Source organism: Bradyrhizobium sp. WYCCWR15520, assembly GCF_056174665.1.
On the sequence record NZ_JBWBWM010000047.1, the window covers coordinates 16,770 to 41,234 of the forward strand.

Sequence of the window (24,465 nt, forward strand, 5' to 3'; positions counted from 1 at the left end):
AAAAAGTTCAAGCGTCCCGGCTATGCCTGCTCGCTTCCGAACAATGCCGCAAAGCGCTTTTCGCCGGTGCGGGTGAAGTTCACGACGCGGCTGCCCGGCGCGGGATCGCGCGCGGCCCAGTTCAATTCGGTGAAGCGGTTCATCACCGCAGCTCCCAGCGTGCCGGCGAGGTGATGACGCCGTTCGCTCCAGTCGAGACAGGCCTTGCACACCGGACGCCGCGGATGCGCCAGCGCTTCGGTGTCGATCTGCAGCGCCTCCGCCATGAAGCGCTTGCCTTCGCCGGTGAGTTCGATGGCCTGCTTGGTTTGCCGGACCAGTCTTTGCTTGCGCAGGCTGTCGAGCATCTGCACGCCGAGATCGCCGGCGAGATGGTCGTAACAGATCCGCGCCCGCCGCAGCGCCGGCTCCTTCGGTCCGGTGCGCACGCGGGTATGGCCGGCGCGCTCGGCCAAGCCCGCCAGTCCCTCGAGCACGTGAGCGACGTCAGACCCGGTGAGCCGGTAATAGCGGTGGCGGCCCTGTTTCTCCGGCTCGATCAGCCCGCCGGCCTCGAGCTTGGAGAGATGCGAACTCGCGGTCTGCGGCGTGATACCGGCCTGGTGCGCCAATTCGCTCGCGGTCAGCGCACGGCCGTCCATCAGCGCGGTCAGCATGTTGGCGCGGGCGGGGTCGCCGACGAGAGAGGCGACCATGGCAATGTCGGGGCCTGCTTTCATAGTTCGATGATAGCCGAAGCATTGCGGTAGGGCAAGCGGGTATTCTCTGCTCGAAGCAACAGGCTCCGTCATTGCGAGCGAAGCGAAGCAATCCATCGTGCCACACGCGAAGGATTGGATTGCTTCGTCGCATTCGCTCCTCGCAATGACGGCTACAAACACCGGAGATAAACCATGACCGTCACCGTTTTCATCCGCTATCAGCTCGATCCCTTCAAACGCGCGCTATTCGAGCAGTACTCAAAAAACTGGCTCACCATCATCCCGAAATGCGGCGGCGATCTCCTCGGCTACTGGATGCCGCACGAGGGCACCAACAACATCGCCTTCGCGCTGATCTCGTTCGAGAGTCTAGCGGCCTATGAAAGCTACCGGGCGCGGCTGCGTGCGGACAGCGAAGGCATGGCGAACTTCAATTTCGCCGAGGAGAACCAGTTCATTCTTGCGGAGGAGCGGACATTCCTGCGCAAGGTCGTGGCGTGATACGTCTGGCGGACCGAGCGATGCATTCCTATCTACCCGGCGCCAACAAACATTGAGGGGAACGACCATGCTGACATCTGCTGACAAACGCGCTGCATTCCGGAAACTGCACGAGAGCGGATGCTTCATCATCCCCAATCCGTTTGACGTCGGCAGCGCGAAAGCCTTGCAACACCTCGGCTTCAAGGCGCTTGCCTCCACCAGCGCCGGCTTTGCGTGGACCCTCGGCAAGGCGGACAACCGCGTCACCGTCGACGACGTCTGCGATCATCTCGCGGCGATCTGCGCGGCGGTCGATATTCCCGTCAACGCCGACTTCGAGGACGGCTTTGCGCATGAGCCGGACAAGGTCGCCGTCAATGTCGCGCGCGCTGTGAAGACCGGCGTCGCCGGCCTGTCGATCGAGGATTTTACCGGCGATAACGCAAAACCGCTGTTCGACCGCGCGCTTGCCGTCGACCGCATCAGGGCGGCGCGGCAGGCGATCGATGCCGATAACAGCGGCGTCCTGCTCACCGGCCGTTGCGAGGCGTTCCTGCGCGGGCAGAAGGATTTGAATCTCGTGATCGACCGGCTCACCGCCTATGCCGAGGCCGGGGCCGATTGCCTCTATGCGCCGGGCATTGCGACGGCCGAAGAGATTGCGGCCGTGGTGAAAGCGGTGCAACCAAAACCCGTCAATCTCCTGGTCGGCACCGGTCCCTCGCTGAAGGAGGCTTCCGCTCTCGGCGTGCGCCGCATCAGCATCGGCGCTTCGCTTGCGCGAATGGCGTGGGCCGGCTTCATGAAGGCGTCAAAGGAGATGGCGGAGGAGGGCACGTTCGGCGAATTTGCCAACGGCTATTCCGGCGGCGAACTCAACAAGATGTTTAGCTAAGGTCAGGTCCTATACCCCGCCGAAGGCGTTAGGTGACTGTTGGCCCCGCGCCATCGATCTTATGGTTGCAGTCAATCGCAGGCCCCCGTGTCATGCGGCACGGGCGGCTCGGCTCTTGGAGGCTGTTTGAAAATGTCGGTGGCTGATACGCCGGAGCAGAAGACCGCCCATGGCGACATGGATCATGGCTTCTGACACGTCGATGCGGGCCTCGTAGTCGCGGACAAGGCGCCGCCATCGTGTCATCCAGCCGAAGGTCCGCTCGACGACCCCTTTCTTCGTATCGCGCTCAGCTGAGTTCTTGGGCGAGTCCGATGAGAAGCCCTTCAGGCCCACGGATGTAGCACAGCCGATACGCGTCTTTATACTGGACTATTTCGCCTACCAGCTGCGCGCCGCGCGTGCGGAGCCTTTCAAGCGTCTCGTCGATGTCGTCCACGGTGAACATGACGCGGAGGTAGCCTAGTGCGTTGACCGGGGCGTTCCGGTGATCTGCGACGACAGGCGGCGTGAGGAAGCGGGAGAGCTCGAGCCGGCTATGGCCGTCCGGTGTGCGCATCATGGCAATCTCGACATGCTGATCGCCGAGTCCAGTGACACGTCCGGCCCATTCTCCTTCGATCGTGGCCCGCCCTTCGAGCTCGAGGCCGAGTTCGCGAAAGAATTCAATCGTCCCTCCGAGGTCTTCGACGACGATTCCTACGTTGTCCATCCGCTTGAGCGCCATGTTTCCAATCTCCAAGCTGTCGCCTAGTCCTAACACGGACGCTTGAGGTGCTCCCAACGCCCGGCGGCCCTCCGGGTCCGATTCGCTGCTGTCCACATCAGAAGTTTGAATCATGGACGGCCTGAACCGCCACCCCGTTTTCAAGCGGTCTCTTAACGCCTTTCTGGCTTTCGTGCCGAGACCAGGAGCATCATCGGTCGCTCCAGCTCTTCGGCCAGTTCGGGCGCGCGCTCGATCTGTTCGCGCGTCGGGGCGAATTCCTTGACCCGACGTAACTGGAAGCCCGCATCAATCAGCGCGTTGAGCGTTGTGCCGAGGGTCCGGTGATACTTCACCACGCCCTTTGCGAACCAGTCCGTGCGTCGCTCGCCCTCGACCGAGTAGCCGTTGACTGGCCAAGTCTTGCGGTCGTCTTCATCGGCCATCCAATGCGGATGCGCCGCAGCCATGAAGATCGGATGCTCGATCGTGAATACCAGATCTCCGCCGGGCACCAGCGCCTTGTGCATCATGTGCGCAAGGCGCGGGAAATCCACGACATAGTGAAAGGTCAGGGCGCTGTAGACGAGATCGAAAGCCGCTTCCGGCAGTTCGAGTGTCTCGAGGTCGGCGAGCAGATATTCAATGGTGGGGTCCGTGGTATCGGCCTTGGCGCGTGCGATCATGTTCTGCGACAGATCGAGGCCAAGCACCGAGACCGCGCCCTGCGCGCGCATCCAGCGCGAGGTCCAGCCGAAGCCGCAGCCCAGGTCGGCGACGCGCTTTCCCCTCAGCGCCGGCAGCATGGCCTGGACTGCTGGCCATTCGGGCGCTCCGTCCAGCCCATGCACCTGGCGAGGCAATTGGCTGTAGGCAGCGAAGAAATCGGGATTGTCGTAGATATTCTGTGCCACGTTAATTTCCATAATGAAGATAGAGGCATGCTTCAAAGCTGAAAGGCCTCGTGCGCAAGCAGCGAGGTCAGGTTTGGCGGTTCGCATGTTCAGTGTGCATGGTTGACACCTCGGCACTTCGCCTTGACGCAAAAAAAAGCAGCGGGCTTTTGGCCCGCTGCTCGTTGTTCAAATCGTCACCCGTTACTGCTTGGCGCGATCGACTTCCGTACCCGTCGGGTTCTGCGACGGCGGTGTCGGGCGAGTGGTCGCGGCGCCGGTGGTGGTTCCCGGCTCGGTGTTCGCCTTCGGCGTTACGTCACGCATGCCTGGAGGCGCTGCGGGGTTGGCCGGTTGCGTCTGCGCGGTTTGATTGGGCGGCGTAGTGCCGGCCTGGTTCACGGTGGTGTTGTTCAGGCCATAGAACAACGCGCCGAGCACGACCGCGATCGCGACCGCAAACATTGCGACCTTGGCGCCGCTGGGCGAACCCTCGGCCAGCGCGGGGTCAGGCTGCAACTCATTGTCGAGGCTGTTGAAGCGGGCCTGACGGCGGATTTCTTCATCGCTCAGGCCGGCGCGGTAGGGATCGTTAGGATTGGGTTGCATGAATGAGTTCCTCCGTTAGCATCCCAGCTAAGCGGAAAGACAATGGCTGGCAGGACCGGATGTTCCGCGCCAAGTTGCAACCCTGTAATGTTGGAACCGCTGATTCCCAGAGGTTCCGAACGTGAGGTTTGCCATGTGGAGCCTGCCGCCCGGCGATACCGTTCTGCATCTGTTGACTTACGTCGCGTTGACCGCGCAGGCGATGACCGCAGCACTCGCGGCGGGTAGGCGTAGCATGGACTGGGCCGGCGTATGCATGCTCGGCTGTATTACCGCACTTGGCGGCGGCACCATCCGCGATGTGCTGCTCGGGCAATATCCGCTGGTCTGGGTGCAGAACCCGTCTTACCTGGCGCTGACCGGGATCGCGGCCTTCGTGACCATCCTGATCGCGCGGCAGGTGCATCGGCTCAATGCGGCATTCCTGGTGCTCGATGCGATCGGGCTCGTGGTCTTCACGATGGCGGGCTGCGATGTCGCCTGGCAGATGAACGCTTCGCTGCCGATCGTGATCGTGTCCGGCATGATCACGGGCTGCGCCGGCGGCGTGCTGCGCGACATTCTCTGCAACGACGTGCCGCTGTTGTTTCGAGCCGAACTCTACGCCAGCGTCTCCGTCGTGACCGGACTGTTCTACGCCACCGCCTTCGGACTCAACCTCAATCCCCCGCTCTGGACGGCGCTGACATTCGTGCTCGGTCTGACGCTGCGTCTGCTCGCCATCCGCTACAAATGGGAAATGCCGAAATTCGTGTTCAATGGGGAGCAGCGGTGAGCTGCTACTTGGGCCGCCGCGCTTTCGCGACCTGGTCCGCCGTCACCAGCGGCGCCGCATTGCCCCAGGCATTGCGGATGTAGTTGGTCACGTTGGCAATCTCCTGATCCGTCATCTTCGCGGCATAGGCCGGCATCGATCCCTTGTTAGGCGCGCGGGGCGTCGTCACGGTCTCGGCGCCGTCGAGGATGATACGCAGCGTGCTGGTGGCGTCGGCGGACTGCAAATTGGCGTTGCCGGGCAGCGGCGGGTAGATCCGCGGCGCGCCCGATCCGTCCTCCTCGTGGCAGGCGATGCAGGCGCCGTTGTAGAGCTTTTCGCCCGCAGCCATTTGCGAAGGCGAGGGCGGGGTGACCTTCGGCTCCGGTGCGCCGGCCGGCAGATCCTTCAGATAGACCGCGATGGCACGAACGTCCGCGTCGCTCAGCTTCGAGGTCGAGTTGACCACGACCTCCGACATCAGCTCGCCGGCATGGCTTTTGGCGTTGCGGCCGCTCTGCAGATACTCGGTGATATCTTCCACGCTCCACGACTTCAGGCCGCTGCGCTCGGCAGCATCGAGCCGCGGCGCGAACATGCCCTGCACACGGCCGCCGCCATACTTCTGGCCACGCTTGTCCGCGCCAAAGATGTTCTTCGGCGTATGGCAGGCGCCGCAATGAGCGACGCCCTCGACCAGATAGCGGCCGCGATTCCATTCCGCGCTCTTCTGCTGATCGGGCATCAGGATGCCGGGCTTGAAGAACAGCCAGTTCCAGCCGCGCATGACGAAGCGGTAGTTGAACGGAAAGCGCAAGTCCGGCGCGCGGGGCTCGCTGCGCACCGGCGTCAGCGTCGCCAGATAGGCGCGGATCGCAACAATGTCCTGGCGCGTCAGCCTGGTGAAATTCGGGTAGGGGAACGCCGGGTAATAGCGCGAGCCGTCGCGCGCCACGCCGAGCCGCAACGCGCGGTAGAAATCGTCGTCGCTCCACGCCCCCAAGCCGGTCTCTCGATCCGGCGTCAGGTTCGGCGAATAGATGCCGCCGAACGGCGTATCGATCCGTTTTCCTCCGGCGAACGGTTTTGTGCGATCGGCGGTATGGCAGCTTGCGCAGTCGCCGGCCTCGGTCAGCGCCTTGCCGCGCGCGATGTCTTCAGCCGTCGGCTCGACCTTGGACTGGGCACGGACATCGCCGCCCGCGAGCGCAGTGCACAATAGCATGGCAGCGAGAATCGCCCGCATGATCCGACGTCGTCCCTGCACCATCTGGCCTCCTCGGGCGTTATAGCGCGAAAGCGGACAGAGGAGGGGCGTCATGGCATTTCGCGCCGGGGCTTCCGGACGACACAAACCGAAAAGCGCTGGCGTTATTCCCGGCACGAAATTGCGATCTTTGAAGCGGCGGCCTGCGGGGCGAGATTTGTGCTGCGCCCACGGAATAATCCGACATAGACTGGTTCTAATGAGTTCAGATGACTAGCTAAAAACAGTCGTTGCGAAACAAGGCTCCACCGGCTGGCAAAGAGGGCTGCAATGGGAATCAACCAAGGTCCGATCAGTCTCGACCAGAAATATACCCAAGGCACCGGCCACATTTTCCTGACCGGCATCCAGGCGCTGGTCCGCCTGCCGATGGCGCAGATCCGCCGCGACCGCGCCGCGGGCCTCAACACCGCAGGCTTCATTTCCGGCTACCGCGGGTCGCCGCTCGGCGGCTACGACCAGCAGCTCTTCGCGGCCCGCAAACATCTCGACCAGTACAACATCAAGTTCCAGCCCGGCGTGAACGAGGACCTTGCGGCCACCGCGATCTGGGGCTCGCAGCAGCTCAACCTCTCGCCCGGCGCCAAATATGACGGCGTGGTCGGCATCTGGTACGGCAAGGGCCCCGGCGTCGACCGCTGCGGCGACGTGTTCCGGCATGGCAATACGGCCGGTTCAGCCAAAAACGGCGGCGTGCTCGTCCTCGCCGGCGACGACCATGGCGCGAAATCCTCGACCGTGCCGCATCAGTCCGACCACGCCTTCATCTCCGCGCTGATGCCGTATCTCTATCCCTCCAGCATCCATGAAATGATCGAGATGGGCCTCTTGGGTATCGCGATGTCGCGCTACTCCGGCTGCTGGGTCGGCATGAAGGTGATCACCGAGACGGTGGAAACCACCGCCGAGATCGATCTCACCGACGAGATGACGCCGTTTGCGATCCCGGCCGATTTCGAGATGCCGCCCGGCGGCCTCAACCTGCGCTGGCCGGACGACCGCTATGCGCAGGACCTGCGTTTGCAGGACTACAAGGGCTATGCCGCGATTGCCTTCGCCCGCGCCAACAAGATCAACCGCATCACCATGGATTCGCCGAATGCCCGCTACGGCATCATGGCGTCGGGCAAGAGCTACGAGGACATCCGCCAGGCGTTGCGCGAGCTTGGGATTACCGAGGAGGTTGCGGCCAAGATCGGGCTTCGGCTTTACAAGATCGGCATGCCCTGGCCGCTGGAGCCGGAGGGCGTGCGCAATTTCGCCGTCGGCCTCGAGGAAATCTTCATCGTCGAGGAACGTCGCGAGATCGTCGAGAACCAGGTCAAGCAGGAGCTGTTCAACTGGCGCGACGACGTCCGTCCGCGCATCATCGGCAAGATGGACGACCACGACAAACGCTTTCTCACCTTCGCCGCCGAACTTTCCGTTGCCTCGCTTGCGAGCTCGCTGACCGAGCGACTTCTTCGACTTAACCTCAACCCCGAAATCGCCGCGATGCTCCGCGCCAAGGCCGACTGGTTCAACGGCCGGCAGGCGACCCAGATGCAGGCGGTCGCCCCCGTCACCCGCACGCCGTATTTCTGTTCGGGCTGCCCGCACAACTCTTCGACCAAAGTGCCCGAGGGCAGCCGCGCCTTTGCCGGCATCGGCTGCCACTTCATGGCGCTGTGGATGGACCGCAACACCGAGACCTACACCCATATGGGAGGCGAGGGCGTGCCGTGGGTCGGCGTCGCTCCCTTCACCAAGGAAGAGCATGTCTTCGCCAATCTCGGCGACGGCACCTATTTCCACTCCGGCAGCCTCGCGATCCGGCAGGCGATCGCCTCGGGCGCCAACATCACCTACAAGATCCTCTATAACGACGCGACCGCGATGACCGGCGGCCAGCATGTCGATGGCGAATTGTCGCCGCAGCAGATCACCTTCCAGCTTCACGCCGAAGGCATCCGCAACATCTATCTGGTCTCTGAAAATCCGGGTGCCTATCCGGCGTCCGACATCGCGCCCGGCGTCAAGGTTGCGCATCGCGACGAACTCGACACGGTCCAGAGAACTTGCCGCACGCTGAAGGGCACCTCGGCGATTGTGTTTGTGCAAACCTGCGCCGCCGAAAAGCGCCGCCGCCGCAAGCGTGGGCTGATGGAAGACCCGGCGCGCCGCGTCATGATCAATCCGGCTGTATGTGAAGGCTGCGGCGATTGTTCGGTGCAGTCGAACTGTATCTCGGTCGAGCCGCTGGAAACCGAGATGGGCCGCAAGCGCACCATCAACCAGTCGACCTGTAACAAGGACTATTCCTGCCTCAAGGGCTTTTGCCCGTCCTTCGTCACCATCGACGGCGGCAAGCCGCGCCGCCGGGCGCCGGCAAGCCTTGATGGTGCAGGCCTCGGTGAGATCGGCGATCTGCCCGAGCCGACGTCATTCCCGTCGCTGCAGCGGCCCTACAACATCGCCGTCGGCGGCGTTGGCGGCACTGGCGTGCTGACCATCGGCGCGCTGCTCGGCATGGCCGCGCATATCGAAGGCAAGGCCAGCATGATCCTCGACATGTCCGGCCTCGCGCAAAAAGGCGGAGCGGTGCTGAGCCACGTTCGCCTTTCCGAGCATACCGCCGACGTCACCTGTTCGCGCATCGTCACCGGCACCGCCGATCTCGTGATGGCCGCCGACGAGGTGGTCGCCGCCGCCAAGGACACGATTACGCTCTGCGAAGCCAGCCGCACCGTCGGCGTCATCAATACCCACGTCATTCCGACCGCCGACTTCATCCTCAATCGCGACTTCAATTTCCAGAGCCGCAAGGTCAACCACGTGCTGGAGACCGAGCTGCGCAAGGATTCGTCGTTCTACGATTTCACCAAGCCGGCCGAAACGCTGCTCGGTGATTCCATCGCCACCAACATCATGATGCTGGGCTATGCCTATCAGAAGGGCCTGCTGCCGCTGTCGGCAAAGGCTATACTGCAGGCAATCGAGGTCAACGGCGTCTCGATCAAGATGAACACGCAAGCCTTCCAGCTCGGCCGTCTGGCCGCCGCCGATCCGGCGCGGCTTGAGGCGATGATGAAGGGCCAGGACGAGCCGGTGGCCGCGAAGACGCTTGATGCGATGACGCTGGACGAGGTCATCGCCCACCGCAGCGCGCACCTCGCCGATTATCAAAATGCTGCGCTCGCCGAGCGCTATCGGGCTCTCGTGAAGCGAGTGCGCGATGCGGCCACCGATGGCGGCTATGGTGATGCACTGCCGCGCGCGGTCGCGATCAATTACGCAAAACTGCTTGCCTACAAGGACGAGTACGAAGTCGCGCGGCTGTTCACCGACGGAAAGTTCGAAAAGCAGCTCCGCGACCAGTTCGAAGGCGAGTTCAAGTTCAACTTCAATCTCGCGCCGCCCATCCTCGGCGGCGGCAAGGATGCGCTCGGCCGCCCGAAGAAGCGCGCGTTCGGCGCCTGGATGATGCCGGTGTTCCGGACGCTGGCAAAACTGCGCTTCCTGCGCGGCACGCCGTTCGACATCTTCGGCTACTCGGCTGACCGCAAGCTCGAGCGTGAACTGATCGCAGCCTACGAGAAGGATGTCGAAACGGTACTCGGCCTATTGTCGCCGGTGACCCACGACACCGCCGTCGAGCTCCTGTCCTTGCCCGACCGCATCCGCGGCTACGGCCCGGTCAAGGAGAAGGCGGTCCAGGACGCGAAAGCGCGCCATGCGCAACTCGCCGCCGACCTCGCCAACCCGCCGCCCGCGCCACGGCAGATCGCGGCGGAGTAGGGATCCGTAGGGTGGGCAAAGGCGCTCTTGCGCCGTGCCCACCATCCAACACTCCGCTCGCGAATGGTGGGCACGCTTCGCTTTGCCCACCCTACAATTCACTGCCCAATCAAAAGCTTGTCTCCAGAGCTTCGATGGGGTGTAGTCGCCATCAGCTTGCCACTGCGTTGACGCATTGCCTGCTTCGCACCAGCAACGGGTTAGCAGATGGACCAGCCCCTCGCCGACATCGGCATCATCTCCGCCTATCGCTTCGCGAACGACGGTTCCGCGACGAAGCTCGAGATCGTGAACCTCCATGTGGAACTCGCCAATCCGCATGGCTGGCTGTGGCTGCATTTCAATCTGTCCAACCGTCGCTGCCACGACTGGCTCGCCAGTGCGCCGCTGTCCGATGTCGCGCGCGAGACCTTGCTCGATGCCGACGAGCACATCCGCCTCGATATCTTTGACGAGGAGATTGCCGGCGTTTTGCCCGACCTGCACCAGGAGTTCATGCAGGAGGGCGACGATCTCCTGCGGGTGCACTTTGCGATCTCGTCAAGGCTGATGATTACCGCCCGGCGCAAGCCGCTGCGCGCGATCGAGCTGACACGGCGTGCGCTCGATAGCGGCCGCAAGTTTCCCACCCCGGTGTCGCTGTTCGATGCGATCGTCGACCAGTTCGCCGATGTGATCGGACGCTATTCGGCGGGCCTCGGTGACGAGCTCGACATCGTCGAAAATCATGTACTGCACGATGAGATCGACGATGAGCGATTGCGGCTCGGCCGCGTGCGTTTGCAGGCGATCCGCACGCGGCGGCAGCTCTCGCAGATCCGTGCGCTGTTTCATCGCCTGGAGACGCGCGAGGACGTCGAATCCGAAACCCTGCTGTCGGCGATGCGCAAGCTTGCGCAGAAGTTCGACGCGCTCGACTACGAGTTCAGCGCGATCTATGAGCGCGCGCGGCTGCTGCAGGACGAAATCGCCGGCCGCATGACGGCGATCACCAACCGCCGCCTGTTCACGCTGTCGGTCCTGACCGCATGCATGCTGCCCTCGACGCTGGTCACCGGCTTCTTCGGCATGAACACCAAGGACATGCCGTTCCAGACCGGCGATGGCGGCACCTGGTATGCGCTTCTGCTGGTGATCGCCGCGGGAGCACTGACCTGGTGGCTGCTGAGGCGGACCAAGGCGCTGTAGCCGTGCATTCGCGGTGTTAACGGTAGGCACGCTTCGCGTTGCCTACCCTACAAGGCTCAATAGGTTCGGAGGAAAGCGCATTGTGAGCGTCGTGGCAGCCCACCTGTATCGTAATGGCAAGAAACTCAGAGCCGTTACATTGGACGAGCCCATCGATTGCAAGGGCAAGTCCGAGTTCGTCTGGATCGGACTATTCGAGCCTTCGAAACGAGAGCTTGAGCAACTTGAGCAAAACTACGGGCTTCATCCTCTTGCGATCGAGGATGCGCTCAAAGCGAATCAAATGCCGAAGGTTGATGTCTATGGCGAACAACTGTTCGTAATGACACGCACCGCTCATCTTGAGCACGATCACATCGCCTACGGCGAAACCGCAATTTTTGCCGGGACGAATTTCATCATTTCGGTTCGGCATGGCTCGGCACGGGCGCATAGCGACCTCCGCGCGCAACTCGAAGCCGCGCCCAGCCTGCTGGGCCAGGGCCCGGACTATGTTCTCCACGCCATCCTCGACTTCATCGTTGATGGCTATCTTCCCGTCGTCGAAACGATCGAGGAACGCGTGCTGGTCATGGAGCAAAGCGCTCTCGACAGCTTCCTCAGCCGCGCAGAGATCAAGCGAATTTTCGGGCTGCGCCAGGAGCTGATCCGTTTTAAGCGGATCATCGGCCCCATGACGGAGGTCTGCGGCCGGCTCGTACATCTTGATACACCATGTCTCGACGCCAACGCCCGTCCATATTTCCAGGACGTCCTGGATCATGTGCGACGCGTCGATGCGATGGTGAACGCCTTGCGAGACGTTCTGACTTCGGTCTTCGAGGTGAGCAATCTCCTGGAGCAGCAGCGTCAGGGCGTCATCACGCGGCAGTTGGCCGCTTGGGCCGCGATACTGGCCGTCCCCACCGCGATCGCCGGGATTTACGGCATGAACTTTGAGAATATGCCCGAGTTGAAGACCCAGTACGGCTATTTTGTCGTCATTGGCACTATTGCCCTGCTTTGCACGGTGCTTTACCTGCGTTTCAAACGCGCTCGATGGCTCTGATGCTAGTTCGCGCGCACCGTTGGCTTTGTTGAGCCGCGTAGGGTGGGGCAAGGTCGCGACGCGCCGTGCCCACCATCTCACACTCCGCTCGTGGCGGTGGGGGGGCCTTCGCTCGTTGAACTACGGCGGGCTAGTCGCTTGCCATCCTCTCAACGACGCGGCGTTAACGACAAGACCATCTACTCGTTCAAGCAACGTGCGCAACGACTAGCCTGTTGCTCGCAGTCGATGTATAATCATCCTCATGGGTTGGGATGCGAACGACGTAGCACTGCTCAAGAAACTCTGGGCCGACGGCCACAGTGCCGGTCAGATCGCAAGTCGGCTCGGCCTTAGCCGCAATGCCGTGAGCGCCAAGTTGAAGCGCATGGGCCAGAAGCGCGGTCACAAGCCGCCAACCGCGAGCCCCATGATCGTGTCGGCACCGAAACGAAAGACGGCGCTGTCAGCGGCCTGTGACCGCCCGGCGGACAAGGTCATGTCTCCGCGAAAGCCGGCAGCGACCAAGCCTGCAGCAACGCAGCCGAAGGAATTCACCAAGCGCCAGCTCTATGCCATGCTGGTCGATGCGGTCAGGAATACGGGCTGACGCTTGCCAATTGGCCCGTCGGCGATCAACGGGCGCCGATCTTGCCGCGCGGCCCAAACCCGCCGCAAATCCGGCTTGCGCGAATAAACGAATTTCACCAGCCGATTCAACGTGATTTGGGTCGTCCAGATCGCGCTGCGAAAATATATCGCTTCTCATTTCCCCCAAATCAGCTCCATGTTCGCGCCATCCCGCCTCATGAAGAGGGGCGTACGCGTCGTCACGATACGTGGAGTGCGGGGAGCGATGGACGCGAAAGCGCTCGCGCGCGCGAGGCATTGCAGGGCGGCCTTTACGGCTGTGAGCGATCGATCTCAGCGCAGGACGAGCGGCGCATTTCGCGTACGGCAAAAGCGTGTGGTTCTGGCGCCCGTGGCTGGCGTTAAGCCGGCGGAGGTTTTGCAAGACCCGACCGGGTTTTCAAACCCTTCAATCCGCCGGCGATGGAGGCAAGAGGAATTCGTCTCCAGGGAGAGCGCGCCATAAGCCGTCAAACCATTGCGCAGGGAAGGCCGGATGCTCTCCGCTGGACCTGTATGCTCGTGTGCGCATTTCCTTATGCACATTGCACACGAGACCGCGGGTGCAGCGCGCACCCGGTCTTCCCTGCGCCCTCTCACAACGAGGGCAGGTGACCATGCACAACTCGGGCGCGTCGCGCCGCGAGAACGCGCTGGCATATCCGCCTCGCCGACCTGATACGATTTCTGCAGATAATCATCCCGACTTGAGTCTAGTCGCTACCCTCTCGCCCGGCGGAATATTTCCGCGCTTGCCAAGGTTCGTCCAACAGGCCAGAAAAAACTTTCAGGAAGAAGAAACGCCAACGGAGAACGATTTGACCATCAAAGGCAAAGCCTACATTGCTGGGATCTACGAGCATCCCACCCGGCACGCACCCGATAAATCAACGGCGCAGTTGCATGCCGAGGTCGCCAAGGGCGCGATCGAGGATGCCGGGCTCACCAAGGCCGACGTCGACGGCTATTTCTGCGCCGGCGATGCCCCCGGCGGCGCCTGGCCGATGGTTGATTATCTCGGGCTCAAGGTACGCCACGTCGATTCCACCGAGACCGGCGGCTGTTCCTATTTGATCCATCTCGGCCATGCGGCCGAGGCGATCGCCGCCGGCAAATGCTCGATCGCGCTGGTGACGCTCGCCGGCAAGCCGCGCACCGGGCCGATGCCGCCGCGCGCCGCCGGCGCCGAAGCCGACTTCGAGGCGGCGTACGGGGCCACCACCCACAATGCCTACGGCATGTGTGCCATGCGCCATATGCACGACTATGGCACCACCAGCGAGCAACTTGCCTGGATCAAGGTCGCGGCCTCGCATCACGCCCAATACAACCCGCACGCGATGCTGAGGGATGTCGTCACGGTCGAGGACGTCATCAACTCGCCGATGATCTCGGACCCGCTGCACCGGATGGATTGCTGCGTCGTCACCGACGGCGGCGGCGCTGTTATCGTGACCACGCCGGAGATCGCCAAGAGCCTGAAGAAGCCGCTGGTGCGGCTGATCGGCCATGGCGAAGCCATGAAGGGCCCGCGCGGTGGCAAGGATCTCGATCTGACTTATTCCGCCGGCGTCTGGTCCGGCCCGCGCGCCTTCGAGGAAGCGGGCGTGACGCCGAAGGACATCAAATACGCCTCGATCTACGACAGCTTTACCATCACGGTGCTGATGCAGCTCGAAGATCTCGGCTTCTGCAAGAAGGGCGAGGGCGGCAAGTTCGTCGCCGACGGTAATCTCATCTCCGGCGTCGGCAAGCTGCCGTTCAACACCGACGGCGGCGGCCTCTGCAGCAATCACCCGGTCAACCGCGGCGGCATGACGAAGATCCTCGAAGCGGTCCGGCAATTGCGTGGCGAAGCCCATCCAAAGGTGCAGGTTCCGAATTGCGACCTCGCGATCGCCCACGGTACCGGCGGACTTCTCGGCGTGCGTCACGCCGCCTCAACCTGCATTCTGGAGCGCGTGTGATGGCTGAAGCCAAGAAATATCCGACGCCGGTGACCAATCCCGAGACCGCGCCGTTCTGGGAAGCGGCCAAGGCCGGCAAGTTCCTGATCAAGCGCTGCACCGCCTGCGGCGAGCGGCATTATTTCCCGCGCTCGATCTGCCCGTTCTGCTTCTCCGACAAGACGGAGTGGGAGGAAGCTTCCGGCGAGGCGACGGTCTACACCTACAGCCTGATGCGCAAATCGCCGACCGGTCCCTATGCGATCGCCTATGTCACGCTGAAGGAAGGCCCGTCGCTGCAGACCAACATCGTTGATTGCGATCTGGAGAAGATCAAGATCGGCCAGAAGGTCAAGCTGGTGTGGAAACCAACCGACGGCGCGCCGCTGCCGTTCTTCACCGCGGCCTGAAAAATACCTTCTCCCCTCATGTCCGCCGAAGCCTAGGCGAAGGCGGATGTGGGAGAAGTGGCAGCCAAGCTGCCGGTCCATCTTCCCTTCTCCCCTTGTGGGAGAAGGTGGCGCGAAGCGCCGGATGAGGGGTTCTATCCACGAGACAGATGTGTCCGTGGAGCCAACCCCTCACCCAAGAGAGTTTGTGGCTGCTGCCAGCGATGCCCTCTCCCACAAGGGGAGAGGGCGCAACAAATCGGCATCGGCGAAAAGAGGTTCGGGAGAGAAACTAATGCCAATCAATTACGAACAGCTCATGGCCCTGAAAAATCTCGGCCAGAAATACGCCTATACCGACCGTGACGTGATGCTCTACGCCTACGGCATCGGGATGGGCGCTGATCCCATGGACGAGAAGGAGCTCGCCTATGTCAACGAAGGCACCTTCACCCCGCGTCCCCTGAAGGTCGTGCCGACTTTCGCCTCGGTGGCAGCCTGGGGCTCGAACCCCGGCGAGATGAACCTCAACCGCGTCATGGTGGTCGATGGCGAGCGCGACATCACCTTCCACAAGCCGCTGCCGAGCGCCGCCAAAATCACGGCCGACTCGACCGTGCTCGACGTCTTCGACAAGGGCAAGGACAAGGGCGCCGTCATCCGGCACCAGACCGTACTGAAGGATGAGAACGGCGAGAAGCTGGCGACGCTGATGGCTTCGCGCTTCGCGCGCGGCGACGGTGGCTTTGGCGGTCCGTCCGAAGGCCAGCCCGAACCGCACCAGGTGCCGAACCGCGCCCCCGACCAGGTCGTCGACATCACGACGCGGCCCGACCAGGCGCTGGTCTACCGCCTCTGCGGCGACCGCAACCCGCTGCACTCCGATCCCGAATTCGCCAAGAAGGCCGGCTTTCCGCGGCCGATCCTGCACGGCATGTGCACCTACGGCATCACCTGCCGCGGCGTGCTGCAGACCTATGCCGATTACGATCCGTCCGCCTTCAAGCAGCACGCGGCGCGGTTTTCCTCGCCGGTCTATCCCGGCGAGACCGTGACGATGGAATTGTGGAAGGACGGCAACGTCGTCTCGTTCGAAGCGAAAGTGAAGGCGAGGGGCGTCACCGTGATCAAGAGCGGCAAGACGGTGCTGGGTTAGAAGCGGCGAGGGCAGTGTTCTCCCTCGCCCCGCTCTTCGCGGGGAGAGGGTCGGGGTGAGGGGCCTATCCGCGAGTCTGGTGTCGCTGGATAAACCTGTACCCCCTCACCCGGATCGCACCGGACGATGCTTCGCATCGCCGAGGCGATCCGACCTCTCCCCGCAAGCGGGGCGAAGGTAAGCAAGAAAGAAAAACGGGAGAAAAACACCATGGGATTACTCGACGGCAAGGTGGCCATCATCACCGGCGCGGGCGGCGGGCTCGGTGAGGCCTACGCCAAATTGTTTGCGCGCGAGGGCGCGGCGGTCGTGGTCAACGACCTCGGCGGTCCCCGCGACGGTTCCGGCTCCGACAAGTCGATGGCCCAGCAGGTGGTGGATGCGATCAAGGCCGAGGGCGGCCGCGCCGTCGCCAACGGTTCCGACATCTCGACCATGGCCGGCGGGCAGTCGGTGTTCGACGACGCCATCAAGAATTTCGGTCGCGCCGATATTCTGGTCAACAACGCCGGCATCCTGCTCGACGAGACCTTCGCCAAGGCCAAGGAGGCCAATTGGGACAAGGTGATCAAGGTGCACCTCAAGGGCACCTTCTGCTGCACCCAGCCGGTATTCAAATGGATGCGCGAGAACGGCGGCGGCGTCATCGTCAACACGTCCTCCACCTCGGGCCTGATCGGCAATTTCGGCCAGAGCAATTACGGCGCCGCCAAGGGCGGTATCTGGGGACTGTCGAATGTGCTGGCCATTGAAGGCCGCAAGTACAACATCCGGGTCTGGACGCTGTCTCCGGGCGCGCTGACCCGCATGACCGCTGATCTGCCGCGCTATAAGGAGAACCCGGGCGCCGCGCTCGGCCCTGATGGCATCGCGCCGGCCGTGCTTTACATGGTCAGCGACTTGTCGGGCGACCAGACCGGCAAGGTACTTGGCGTTTCCGGCCCCCGTGGGGTCCGCGAGATGCGGATGATGGAAATGGAAGGCTGGACGCCGCCGTTTACGGGGTGGAAGGCCGAGGATATCGTGACCCACGCCAAGGAAATCTTCTTCTCCGAGGAAGATATCAAGAAGTCGGCGCGGCGATTCAAATAGCTGTCATTCCGGGGCTCGCGAGGCGTGGGCCCGGAATCCATGCTAGCACGGGCGAAAGGGTTCCGGTTTCGCGCTGGCGCGCGCCCCCGGAACGACGAAAGAGGATAGACGCACGAATGACCAAACTCACCGCCCAGGCCGCCGGCACCTTCGCAATTGCGCCGACCCCGTTCCACGATGACGGCCGCATCGACGAAAAATCCATCGATCGCCTGACCGACTTCTACGCCGAAGTCGGCTGTGACGGCGTCACCGTGCTCGGCATTCTCGGCGAGGCGCCCAAGCTCGATGCGGCCGAAGCCGAGCAGGTGGCGGTTCGCTTCGTCAAGCGCGCCAAGAACATGCAGATCATCGTCGGCGTCTCGGCGCCGGGCTTTGCCTCGATGCGCTCGCTGGCCAAGGCGTCGATGGATGCCGGCGCCGCCGGCGTCATGATCGCGCCGCCGCCGCATTTGCGCACCGACGACCAGATCACGGGCTATTTCAAGCAGGCGCAGGAAGCGATCGGCGACGAGATTCCCTGGGTGCTGCAGGACTATCCGCTGACGCTCAACGTGATCTTCACGCCCGCCGTGATCCGCAAGATCGTGATGGATTCGCCGTCCTGCGTGATGCTCAAACACGAGGACTGGCCGGGCCTGGAGAAAATCACCACGCTGCGCAATTTCCAGAAGGACGGCTCGCTGCGGCCGCTGTCGATCCTGGTCGGCAATGGCGGGCTGTTCCTCGATTTCGAAATGGAGCGCGGCGCCGATGGCGCCATGACCGGTTACGCTTTCCCCGAATTGTTGATCGACGTCGTCAAGCTGTCGAAGGCCGGCAAGCGCGATGCTGCGCACGACCTGTTCGACGCGCATCTGCCGCTGATCCGCTACGAGCAGCAGCCCGGCGCCGGCCTGTCGGTACGCAAATACGTGCTGCAGAAGCGCGGCATCATTTCGTCCAGCGCCCAGCGCAAGCCCGGGGCGACGATCACGGCGACCGCAAAGGCCGAGGTCGATTATCTGTTGTCGCGGGTCGCGCGCGTCGATCGCCGCGCCAACCTGCAACCGCAATCCAGCGCGGCGGGCTAGTCACATGGCCGAAGCCGTCGTCCCGCGTCCTGCATCCACCATCCTGCTGCTGCGCGACAGCGCTGACGCCAGGGAGATCGAGGTCTTCATGATGGTCCGCCATTATGAGATCGACTTCAATTCCGGCGCGCTGGTGTTTCCCGGCGGCAGCGTCGACAAGGGCGATAAGGAGATCATCGCGCGGCCCGAACTCTATTCGGGCGGCGAGGGGCTCGACGATGCCACGCTGAGCTTCCGCATCGCCGCGATCCGCGAAACTTTTGAGGAGAGCGGCATCCTGCTGACGCGGCCAAAAGGTTCCAGGACGCTGGTCGACGCCAAGCGCGCCAGCGAAATCGAGGCGGCGCATCGCGCCGACCTCTGCGACAGCAAGATCAGCTTCCTGAAGGTGCTCAGCGACAACGGCATGGTGCTGGCGCTCGACGAACTGATGCCGTACGCGCACTGGATTACGCCGGAGGGCATGCCAAAACGGTTCGACACCTGGTTCTTCCTCGCCGCCGCGCCGCCCGAACAGGTCGGCGCCCATGACGGCAAGGAATCCACCGACTCGATCTGGGTCTCGCCGCGCGAGGCGCTGGAGGGCGGCGAGAGCGGACGTTTCAAGCTGCCGTTCCCGACCACGCGCAACCTGATCAAGCTCGGCAAGCAAGCCAGCGTGCAGGCCGCGCTCGACGACTCCAGGGGCAAATCCGTTGTCACCGTGACGCCGGTGATGACCAGGAATAATGGCGGCCGCCAGCTTCGGATTCCCCTCGAAGCCGGCTATGACGGCGACGTGTTCGAGGTCGGCTCGGTCGGATAGCACAGTTCGACGGGTAACGAAGTATCTCTGTATGCAAGCGCGGTAGATTCTGCTTCGAAGGCAATCATAATGGGCCGGCGAAGCATGGCAGAAGTACATCCGCGACCTGCGGGCATGACGACCGAACTGGCGCTGCTGATGACGTTGGCGACGCTGTGGGGTGCCTCGTACACCTTCATCCGGATCGGCGTAGCGACGATTCCGCCGATCACCCTGATCGCGTGCCGCACGCTGATTGCCGGATTGCTGCTGGCCATCATGCGCTGGCGCGGCGTGAGCATGCCGGTTGATGCCGCGACCTGGCGACGTTTCCTGTTTCAGGCCTGCCTCAACAGCGTCATCCCGTGGATCATGGTCGCTTGGGGCGCGCAGGCGTTGGACGCGGGGGTGGCAACCATCCTCAATTCCACTGCGCCGATATTCACATTTTTCCTGACGCTTGCCATCACGCGCCATGAGGCCGTGACGTCCCGGAAGCTGCTTGGCGTCGTCGCCGGGATGGCCGGCATCTGCCTGATCGTCGGCGTGCAGGCGCTGTCCGGCTTCGGTCAGGAACTGACAGCCCAGATCGTGATGGTGCTGGCCGCCGTCTGCTACGCGGGCGCGGCGATCCTCGGCCGCGGCTTCAATGGTCTCGACCCGATTGTGCCTGCGGCGGGCTCGCTGCTGTGCGGTGCGGCGATCCTGATTCCGGTCAGCCTGGTCGCGGAGCGGCCGTGGACGCTGCAGCCGTCGATCAGCTCGGTACTGGCGCTGGTCGCGCTCGCGGTGTTTTCGACGGCGCTCGCCTTCGTGATCTATTTCCGCCTGATCCGCACCCTGGGCTCGGTCGGCACCATCGCGCAGGCCTACCTGCGGGTGCCGATCGGTGTCGCGGTGGGCGTGATCTTCCTCGGCGAGCAGTTGAGCTCGACGATTTGGATCGGGCTTGCCTGTGTCGTCGTCAGCGTCGCCGCCATGACGATCCCTGCCCGGAAGCGGTCCGCCGCGGCCGCGTGAACCCCGTTCAGGCGAGGAAGGCGTCGACCACGGCCTGGTCCTGGTCGTAGACCCAGCATTCGGAGAGCAGGCCGTCGCGCACAGTGTACACCAGCAAGCGCTCGACCTCGGCTGTCTTGCCGTCGCGCTCAAAGCGCTCGCGGACCAGCAGCGCGCCGCGCTCGGGTCCGGCCATGACGTCGACGATGGCGAGCAGCCGGCGATTGGTGCGCCTGGTGACCTCGGCCAGGATGGCGAGCGCGGCGGCCTTCCCGCTGTGATCGCCGGCAAGGGGGTGGCGACCGAAATAATGCAGCGTAAAGTCGTCATGATAGCAGGCGGCAAGCGCTGCACGATCGCCGGCGAGCCAGGCGCTCGCGTAGCGGCCGAGAGCCTGGCGGTTGCGCTCGACCGCAGCTTCGGGCTCGATTTCGGGACGGCTATTTGCCATCGTTGTCCATCTCGTTGACCGTTGTCATCCGCAATGATTGGACCGGCCGAACCTTCGGGGCTTTCAAGAACTGGCTATGGGCGAGACGGCGGCAGCGAAATTGATCGGGTGGGGCGCCCGCGTGCTATATCTGGGCCCGGCCTTCGGGCTGACGCCGCACCGGAACGCGACCGCCGTCCTTGCCGTCGGCCTCGACGGGCCGCTGCAAGTCGCTGACGATCCGAGCGATTGCACGACACGTTATCGCACAGCCCGCAGCGTGCTGATCCTGCCTAACAGCGTGCACCATTTGCGCATCGAACGGGGCCGGATGGCATTCCTTTACGTCGATCCGTTCGGACGCGATCTCAGGGCGCTGATCCCGCGGATGAGGGACGCGACGCCGAGCGCAGCCTTCGATCTGCGGGAAGAACCCGCCGTGATCGAGGTCCTGATGGGGCTGGCCGAAAACCGGATCGCGGCACCGGAGGGGCGCGCATCCCTCGGTGGGCTATTGGGGATCGGCGGGCAGGCTAGTCCCGACGCGCGAATTGCTGCAGCGCTGCGGCACATGCGGGACGAGCCGCACCGCGCGCACCGGTTGACCAGCCTTGCGGCCCGCGCCGGCCTGTCGCCGTCACGCTTCCTGCATTTGTTCAAGGCGGAGACCGGGGTGCCGCTGCGGCGCTACCGCATCTGGAACCGGATGGGGGCCGCGGTCCGCGCCAGCGGCGAGGGGGCATCCCTGACAGAGGCCGCCCACGCGGCCGGCTTCGCGAGCTCGGCACATTTCTCGAGCGCATTTCGCGACATGTTCGGCCTGATGCCCTCGGACCTGGCGAAGGCCCTGAAGCCGGGGCCGGGCTGATCCGGGCGATTCGGCTCATATACCGTCATTAAACCACCCGCCGGCATGTTCCCCACGGCCCGGAAGTCATCGTATATTGCGCCCGATTGGAGCCTGCCCCGACCCCACATGACCGCTGAAACGCCGCCGAATTCGCTGCCGCCGCGATCGTTCTCGCTTTCGATCGGCCAACTGACATTCGGCAGTTTCATGCTGGTGCTGGCGGTGATCATCATCACCTCGACCGCCAGCGTCATCGCCATTCGCCACATCGATTCGACCTTTGCCGAGCTTCAGCGGCTGCAGAGCGTCGGCGACCTCGCCGAGGACATCGACCGCCGCATGAACGAGTTGCGGCTTGCCGCGCGGGATTTCGTCACCGATCCCGGCAACCAGTCGCTCCAGGTCGGCGACGCCGCGGCCGCGCTCAGTGAGGTCCTGAAGAAGACGCGGCTGGAACTCGCTCCCGAGCAGCAGGACATGATCGACGGCGTATCCGAGCGCCTGACGACCTACCGCAACGGTATCGAGCGGATTTCCGCGCTGATCAACCGCCGCGCCGAAATGATCGTTGCGCTGCCGCCCCTGCGCGAAAAGTTCGACGCCGCGATCGCCGACACGCCCGATCCCCATGTTGCGTCGGCATTGTTTCAGAGCCAGAGCCGGATCGCTTCGGCGCTGCTGGCGCGTAATCCATCGGCTGCCGAAAATGCCGCAGAGGGCATGCGCTCTATGACCATTACGGAGCCGAAACTCCGCGCGGCTGTTGATGGTTATGCCGACGCGATTATCGGCATATCGAGGCGCGAAGGGCAGATCTCCGACATCGACAAGGAGGTGCTGGGCGCGGAGGGCCGCCTGATCCAGCGCGTCACGGAATTACTGCGCGACGTCAGCGAGCGGCGAGGGCGTGTGCTCTCCCGCGATTTCGCCCGCACGCTGGCGGAAGCCAAGTGGCAGAGCATCGTTCTCGGCACTGCGGGCGTGCTGATCGGACTGTTTGCCTCGCTGCTTGTTGTTCGCCGAACCGTGCGTCCACTTGCCGCGATTGCATCCTCGATCCGCGCGGTGGCCGGCGGCGAGAAGAGCGCCTCGATTCCGGCGACCGATGTGGACAACGAGATCGGCGACATTGCCCGCGCTGCGGAAGTATTCAGGCAGACGCTGGTCGATGCCGACAGTGCGCGCGAGGCGGCGGTGCGCGCGCTCGCCGAGCAGCGGCTTGCCGAGGAAAGTTACCGCAAGCTGTTCGAATCCTCGGTCGACGGAATTTATGTCACGACGCCGGGCGGGGCGCTGCTCAACGCCAACCCGGCATTGGCGCGGATGATGGGCTATGCCACGCCGCAGGATCTGATCAACGGCATCGGCGATATCGCCGATACCGTCTACGTCCATCCAGAGGCGCGGACGGAATACGAGAGGTTGATGCAGCGTGACGGCATGGTTCGCGAATATGAGTACCAGGTTCGCACGCGCACCGGCTCGGTGCTGTGGCTTTCCGACAGCGCCAGCGCCGTGCACAACGAGGCCGGCGTCATCGTCCGCTACGAGGGAACGGTGCGCGACATCACCGACCAGAAGCGCGCCGAGGATGCGGTCGCCGAAGGCCGACGCTTGCTGCAGATGGTTATCGACACCGTGCCTGCGGTCATCAACGTCAAGGACAGGCAGCTTCGCTACGTCCTGATGAACCGCTATATGGCCGGCATTTTCGGGGTCGAGCCGGGGGATGCGATCGGCCGGACCACGGCCGACCTGATGTCGCGCTACGGCGCGGAAAAGACCAGCGAACCCGACAAGCGGGTGCTGGCGGCCGGCAAGGAGCTCGGCTTCTACGAGGAGGAATACAAGGATGTGTCCGGCCAGATGCGGCAGTGGCTGGTCAACAAGCTGCCGATCCTCGATGCGGCCGGGGAGATCGAGAACATCGTGACCGTGGCGCTCGATATCGGCGAGCGCAAGCGGGTCGAATCCGAGATGCGCAAGGCCAAGGATGCGGCGGAGGGCGCGCTGCGAAACTTGCGTGAGACACAGAATTCGCTGATCGAGGCGGAAAAGCTCGCCGCCCTGGGCCGGCTGGTGGCCGGCGTCGCGCACGAGGTCAACAATCCCGTCGGCATCAGCCTGACGGTCGCCTCCGCCCTGGAGCGCAAGACGTCGAATTTTGCGGCCGAGGTCGCCCGCGGCGAATTGCGGCGCTCCAGCCTGAACGATTTTCTCGGCACCAGCCGCGATGCGTCGTCGCAACTCGTCGCCAACCTCAACCGTGCGGCCGAGCTCATCCAGTCGTTCAAGCAGGTCGCCGCCGACCGCAACTATTCGGACCAGCGCTCTTTCGACCTCGGCGATCTCACCGAGCAGGTGGTGATGAGCCTGCGGCCTGGCCTGCGCAAACACAATCTGACGCTCAATGTCGAGTGCCAGCCCAACCTGATCATGAACAGCTATCCGGGGCCCTACGGACAGGTGCTCACCAACCTGTTCCTCAATTCGGTGGCGCATGCGTTTCCGGACGGCAAGCCCGGCACGGTCGATATCCAGGTGCGGGAGTCCGGCAAGGATAATGTCGAGATCATTTTTTCCGACAATGGCTGCGGCATGAGCCTCGATGTCCGCCGCCGCGCGTTCGATCCGTTCTTCACCACGCGGCGCGATCAGGGCGGTACCGGTCTCGGCCTGCACATCGTCTACAGCATCGTGACGACGCGCCTCGGTGGCCGGCTCGACCTCGATTCACAGCCGGGCGGCGGCACGCGCATCCAGATGATTCTGCCGCGCACCGCGCCGCTGGAGCAGGCGGCGGAGTAGACACGCGT

General features: G+C 63.5%; 22 protein-coding genes and 1 pseudogene. 16 read left to right on the top strand and 7 right to left on the bottom strand.

Annotated elements, in window-relative coordinates; translation table 11 throughout:
• Positions 1–20: 20 nt before the first annotated feature.
• A complete protein-coding gene (locus AC0QUY_RS35855; RefSeq protein ID WP_161855266.1) occupies positions 21–719 on the bottom strand; it encodes an ArsR/SmtB family transcription factor in 699 nt (232 codons plus the stop codon).
• Positions 720–893: 174 nt separating this feature from the next.
• Between AC0QUY_RS35855 and AC0QUY_RS35860 the strand changes: the two genes are divergently transcribed.
• Complete coding sequence (locus AC0QUY_RS35860) at positions 894–1,202, top strand: NIPSNAP family protein (RefSeq protein ID WP_161855265.1); 309 nt, start codon at positions 894–896, stop codon at positions 1,200–1,202.
• Between the two features lie 67 nt (positions 1,203–1,269).
• Positions 1,270–2,079 (top strand): isocitrate lyase/PEP mutase family protein, encoded by an 810-nt coding sequence (locus AC0QUY_RS35865; protein ID WP_475390732.1) that lies wholly within the window; start codon positions 1,270–1,272, stop codon positions 2,077–2,079.
• A gap of 90 nt (positions 2,080–2,169) precedes the next feature.
• Here the strand turns inward: AC0QUY_RS35865 and AC0QUY_RS35870 are convergent.
• The 4 genes and pseudogenes from AC0QUY_RS35870 to AC0QUY_RS35885 all read right to left on the bottom strand — a co-directional run.
• Positions 2,170–2,358: pseudogene (locus AC0QUY_RS35870) on the bottom strand (hypothetical protein); the annotation flags it as partial.
• Positions 2,359–2,368: 10 nt separating this feature from the next.
• Positions 2,369–2,806, bottom strand: a complete 438-nt coding sequence (locus AC0QUY_RS35875) for a VOC family protein (RefSeq protein WP_475390734.1) — start codon at positions 2,804–2,806, stop codon at positions 2,369–2,371.
• A gap of 152 nt (positions 2,807–2,958) precedes the next feature.
• Positions 2,959–3,699: a class I SAM-dependent methyltransferase gene (locus AC0QUY_RS35880; protein ID WP_475390736.1), complete on the bottom strand. Its 741-nt coding sequence runs from the start codon at positions 3,697–3,699 to the stop codon at positions 2,959–2,961.
• 183 nt (positions 3,700–3,882) lie between these two features.
• Positions 3,883–4,287: a hypothetical protein gene (locus tag AC0QUY_RS35885; RefSeq protein ID WP_161855261.1), complete on the bottom strand. Its 405-nt coding sequence runs from the start codon at positions 4,285–4,287 to the stop codon at positions 3,883–3,885.
• A 133-nt stretch (positions 4,288–4,420) separates the two neighbouring features.
• Between AC0QUY_RS35885 and AC0QUY_RS35890 the strand changes: the two genes are divergently transcribed.
• Positions 4,421–5,062: a trimeric intracellular cation channel family protein gene (locus tag AC0QUY_RS35890; RefSeq protein ID WP_475390774.1), complete on the top strand. Its 642-nt coding sequence runs from the start codon at positions 4,421–4,423 to the stop codon at positions 5,060–5,062.
• Positions 5,063–5,066: 4 nt separating this feature from the next.
• Here the strand turns inward: AC0QUY_RS35890 and AC0QUY_RS35895 are convergent, their stop codons facing one another.
• On the bottom strand, positions 5,067–6,287 hold the full coding sequence (locus AC0QUY_RS35895; protein WP_475390775.1) for a cytochrome c: 1,221 nt from the start codon (positions 6,285–6,287) through the stop codon (positions 5,067–5,069).
• 291 nt (positions 6,288–6,578) lie between these two features.
• On the opposite strand from AC0QUY_RS35895, the gene AC0QUY_RS35900 reads away from it, so the two are divergent.
• The 11 genes from AC0QUY_RS35900 to AC0QUY_RS35950 all read left to right on the top strand — a co-directional run bounded on the left by AC0QUY_RS35900 (position 6,579) and on the right by AC0QUY_RS35950 (position 20,390).
• Positions 6,579–10,085, top strand: coding sequence for an indolepyruvate ferredoxin oxidoreductase family protein (locus AC0QUY_RS35900; RefSeq protein ID WP_475390738.1), 3,507 nt, complete (start codon positions 6,579–6,581; stop codon positions 10,083–10,085).
• Positions 10,086–10,292: 207 nt separating this feature from the next.
• Positions 10,293–11,273 (top strand): transporter, encoded by a 981-nt coding sequence (locus tag AC0QUY_RS35905; protein WP_475390740.1) that lies wholly within the window; start codon positions 10,293–10,295, stop codon positions 11,271–11,273.
• Between the two features lie 82 nt (positions 11,274–11,355).
• A complete protein-coding gene (locus AC0QUY_RS35910; protein WP_475390742.1) occupies positions 11,356–12,321 on the top strand; it encodes a magnesium and cobalt transport protein CorA in 966 nt (321 codons plus the stop codon).
• 244 nt (positions 12,322–12,565) lie between these two features.
• Positions 12,566–12,910: a GcrA family cell cycle regulator gene (locus AC0QUY_RS35915; RefSeq protein WP_475390744.1), complete on the top strand. Its 345-nt coding sequence runs from the start codon at positions 12,566–12,568 to the stop codon at positions 12,908–12,910.
• Between the two features lie 838 nt (positions 12,911–13,748).
• Positions 13,749–14,897, top strand: a complete 1,149-nt coding sequence (locus tag AC0QUY_RS35920) for a thiolase domain-containing protein (protein ID WP_475390746.1) — start codon at positions 13,749–13,751, stop codon at positions 14,895–14,897.
• On the top strand, positions 14,897–15,286 hold the full coding sequence (locus tag AC0QUY_RS35925; protein ID WP_161855254.1) for a Zn-ribbon domain-containing OB-fold protein: 390 nt from the start codon (positions 14,897–14,899) through the stop codon (positions 15,284–15,286). Before AC0QUY_RS35920 ends, AC0QUY_RS35925 begins: the two co-directional genes overlap by 1 nt.
• A gap of 274 nt (positions 15,287–15,560) precedes the next feature.
• The gene (locus AC0QUY_RS35930; RefSeq protein ID WP_475390747.1) at positions 15,561–16,421 is read left to right on the top strand and encodes a MaoC/PaaZ C-terminal domain-containing protein; all 861 of its coding nucleotides are present in this window, start codon (positions 15,561–15,563) and stop codon (positions 16,419–16,421) included.
• A 210-nt stretch (positions 16,422–16,631) separates the two neighbouring features.
• The gene (locus AC0QUY_RS35935; RefSeq protein ID WP_161855252.1) at positions 16,632–17,513 is read left to right on the top strand and encodes an SDR family oxidoreductase; all 882 of its coding nucleotides are present in this window, start codon (positions 16,632–16,634) and stop codon (positions 17,511–17,513) included.
• A 116-nt stretch (positions 17,514–17,629) separates the two neighbouring features.
• On the top strand, positions 17,630–18,586 hold the full coding sequence (locus AC0QUY_RS35940) for a dihydrodipicolinate synthase family protein (protein ID WP_161855251.1): 957 nt from the start codon (positions 17,630–17,632) through the stop codon (positions 18,584–18,586).
• Positions 18,587–18,590: 4 nt separating this feature from the next.
• Positions 18,591–19,391, top strand: coding sequence for an NUDIX hydrolase (locus AC0QUY_RS35945; RefSeq protein ID WP_475390750.1), 801 nt, complete (start codon positions 18,591–18,593; stop codon positions 19,389–19,391).
• A gap of 114 nt (positions 19,392–19,505) precedes the next feature.
• Positions 19,506–20,390 (top strand): DMT family transporter, encoded by an 885-nt coding sequence (locus tag AC0QUY_RS35950; protein ID WP_475390752.1) that lies wholly within the window; start codon positions 19,506–19,508, stop codon positions 20,388–20,390.
• A 7-nt stretch (positions 20,391–20,397) separates the two neighbouring features.
• Here AC0QUY_RS35950 and AC0QUY_RS35955 read toward each other — a convergent pair whose 3' ends face one another.
• Positions 20,398–20,820: a nuclear transport factor 2 family protein gene (locus AC0QUY_RS35955; RefSeq protein WP_475390754.1), complete on the bottom strand. Its 423-nt coding sequence runs from the start codon at positions 20,818–20,820 to the stop codon at positions 20,398–20,400.
• A 76-nt stretch (positions 20,821–20,896) separates the two neighbouring features.
• Here AC0QUY_RS35955 and AC0QUY_RS35960 point away from each other — a divergent pair, with 76 nt between their 5' ends.
• Both AC0QUY_RS35960 and AC0QUY_RS35965 read left to right on the top strand, forming a co-directional pair.
• Positions 20,897–21,667, top strand: a complete 771-nt coding sequence (locus tag AC0QUY_RS35960) for a helix-turn-helix domain-containing protein (RefSeq protein ID WP_475390755.1) — start codon at positions 20,897–20,899, stop codon at positions 21,665–21,667.
• Positions 21,668–21,775: 108 nt separating this feature from the next.
• Positions 21,776–24,457 (top strand): PAS domain S-box protein, encoded by a 2,682-nt coding sequence (locus tag AC0QUY_RS35965; protein WP_475390756.1) that lies wholly within the window; start codon positions 21,776–21,778, stop codon positions 24,455–24,457.
• The last annotated feature ends 8 nt before the right edge of the window (positions 24,458–24,465 follow it).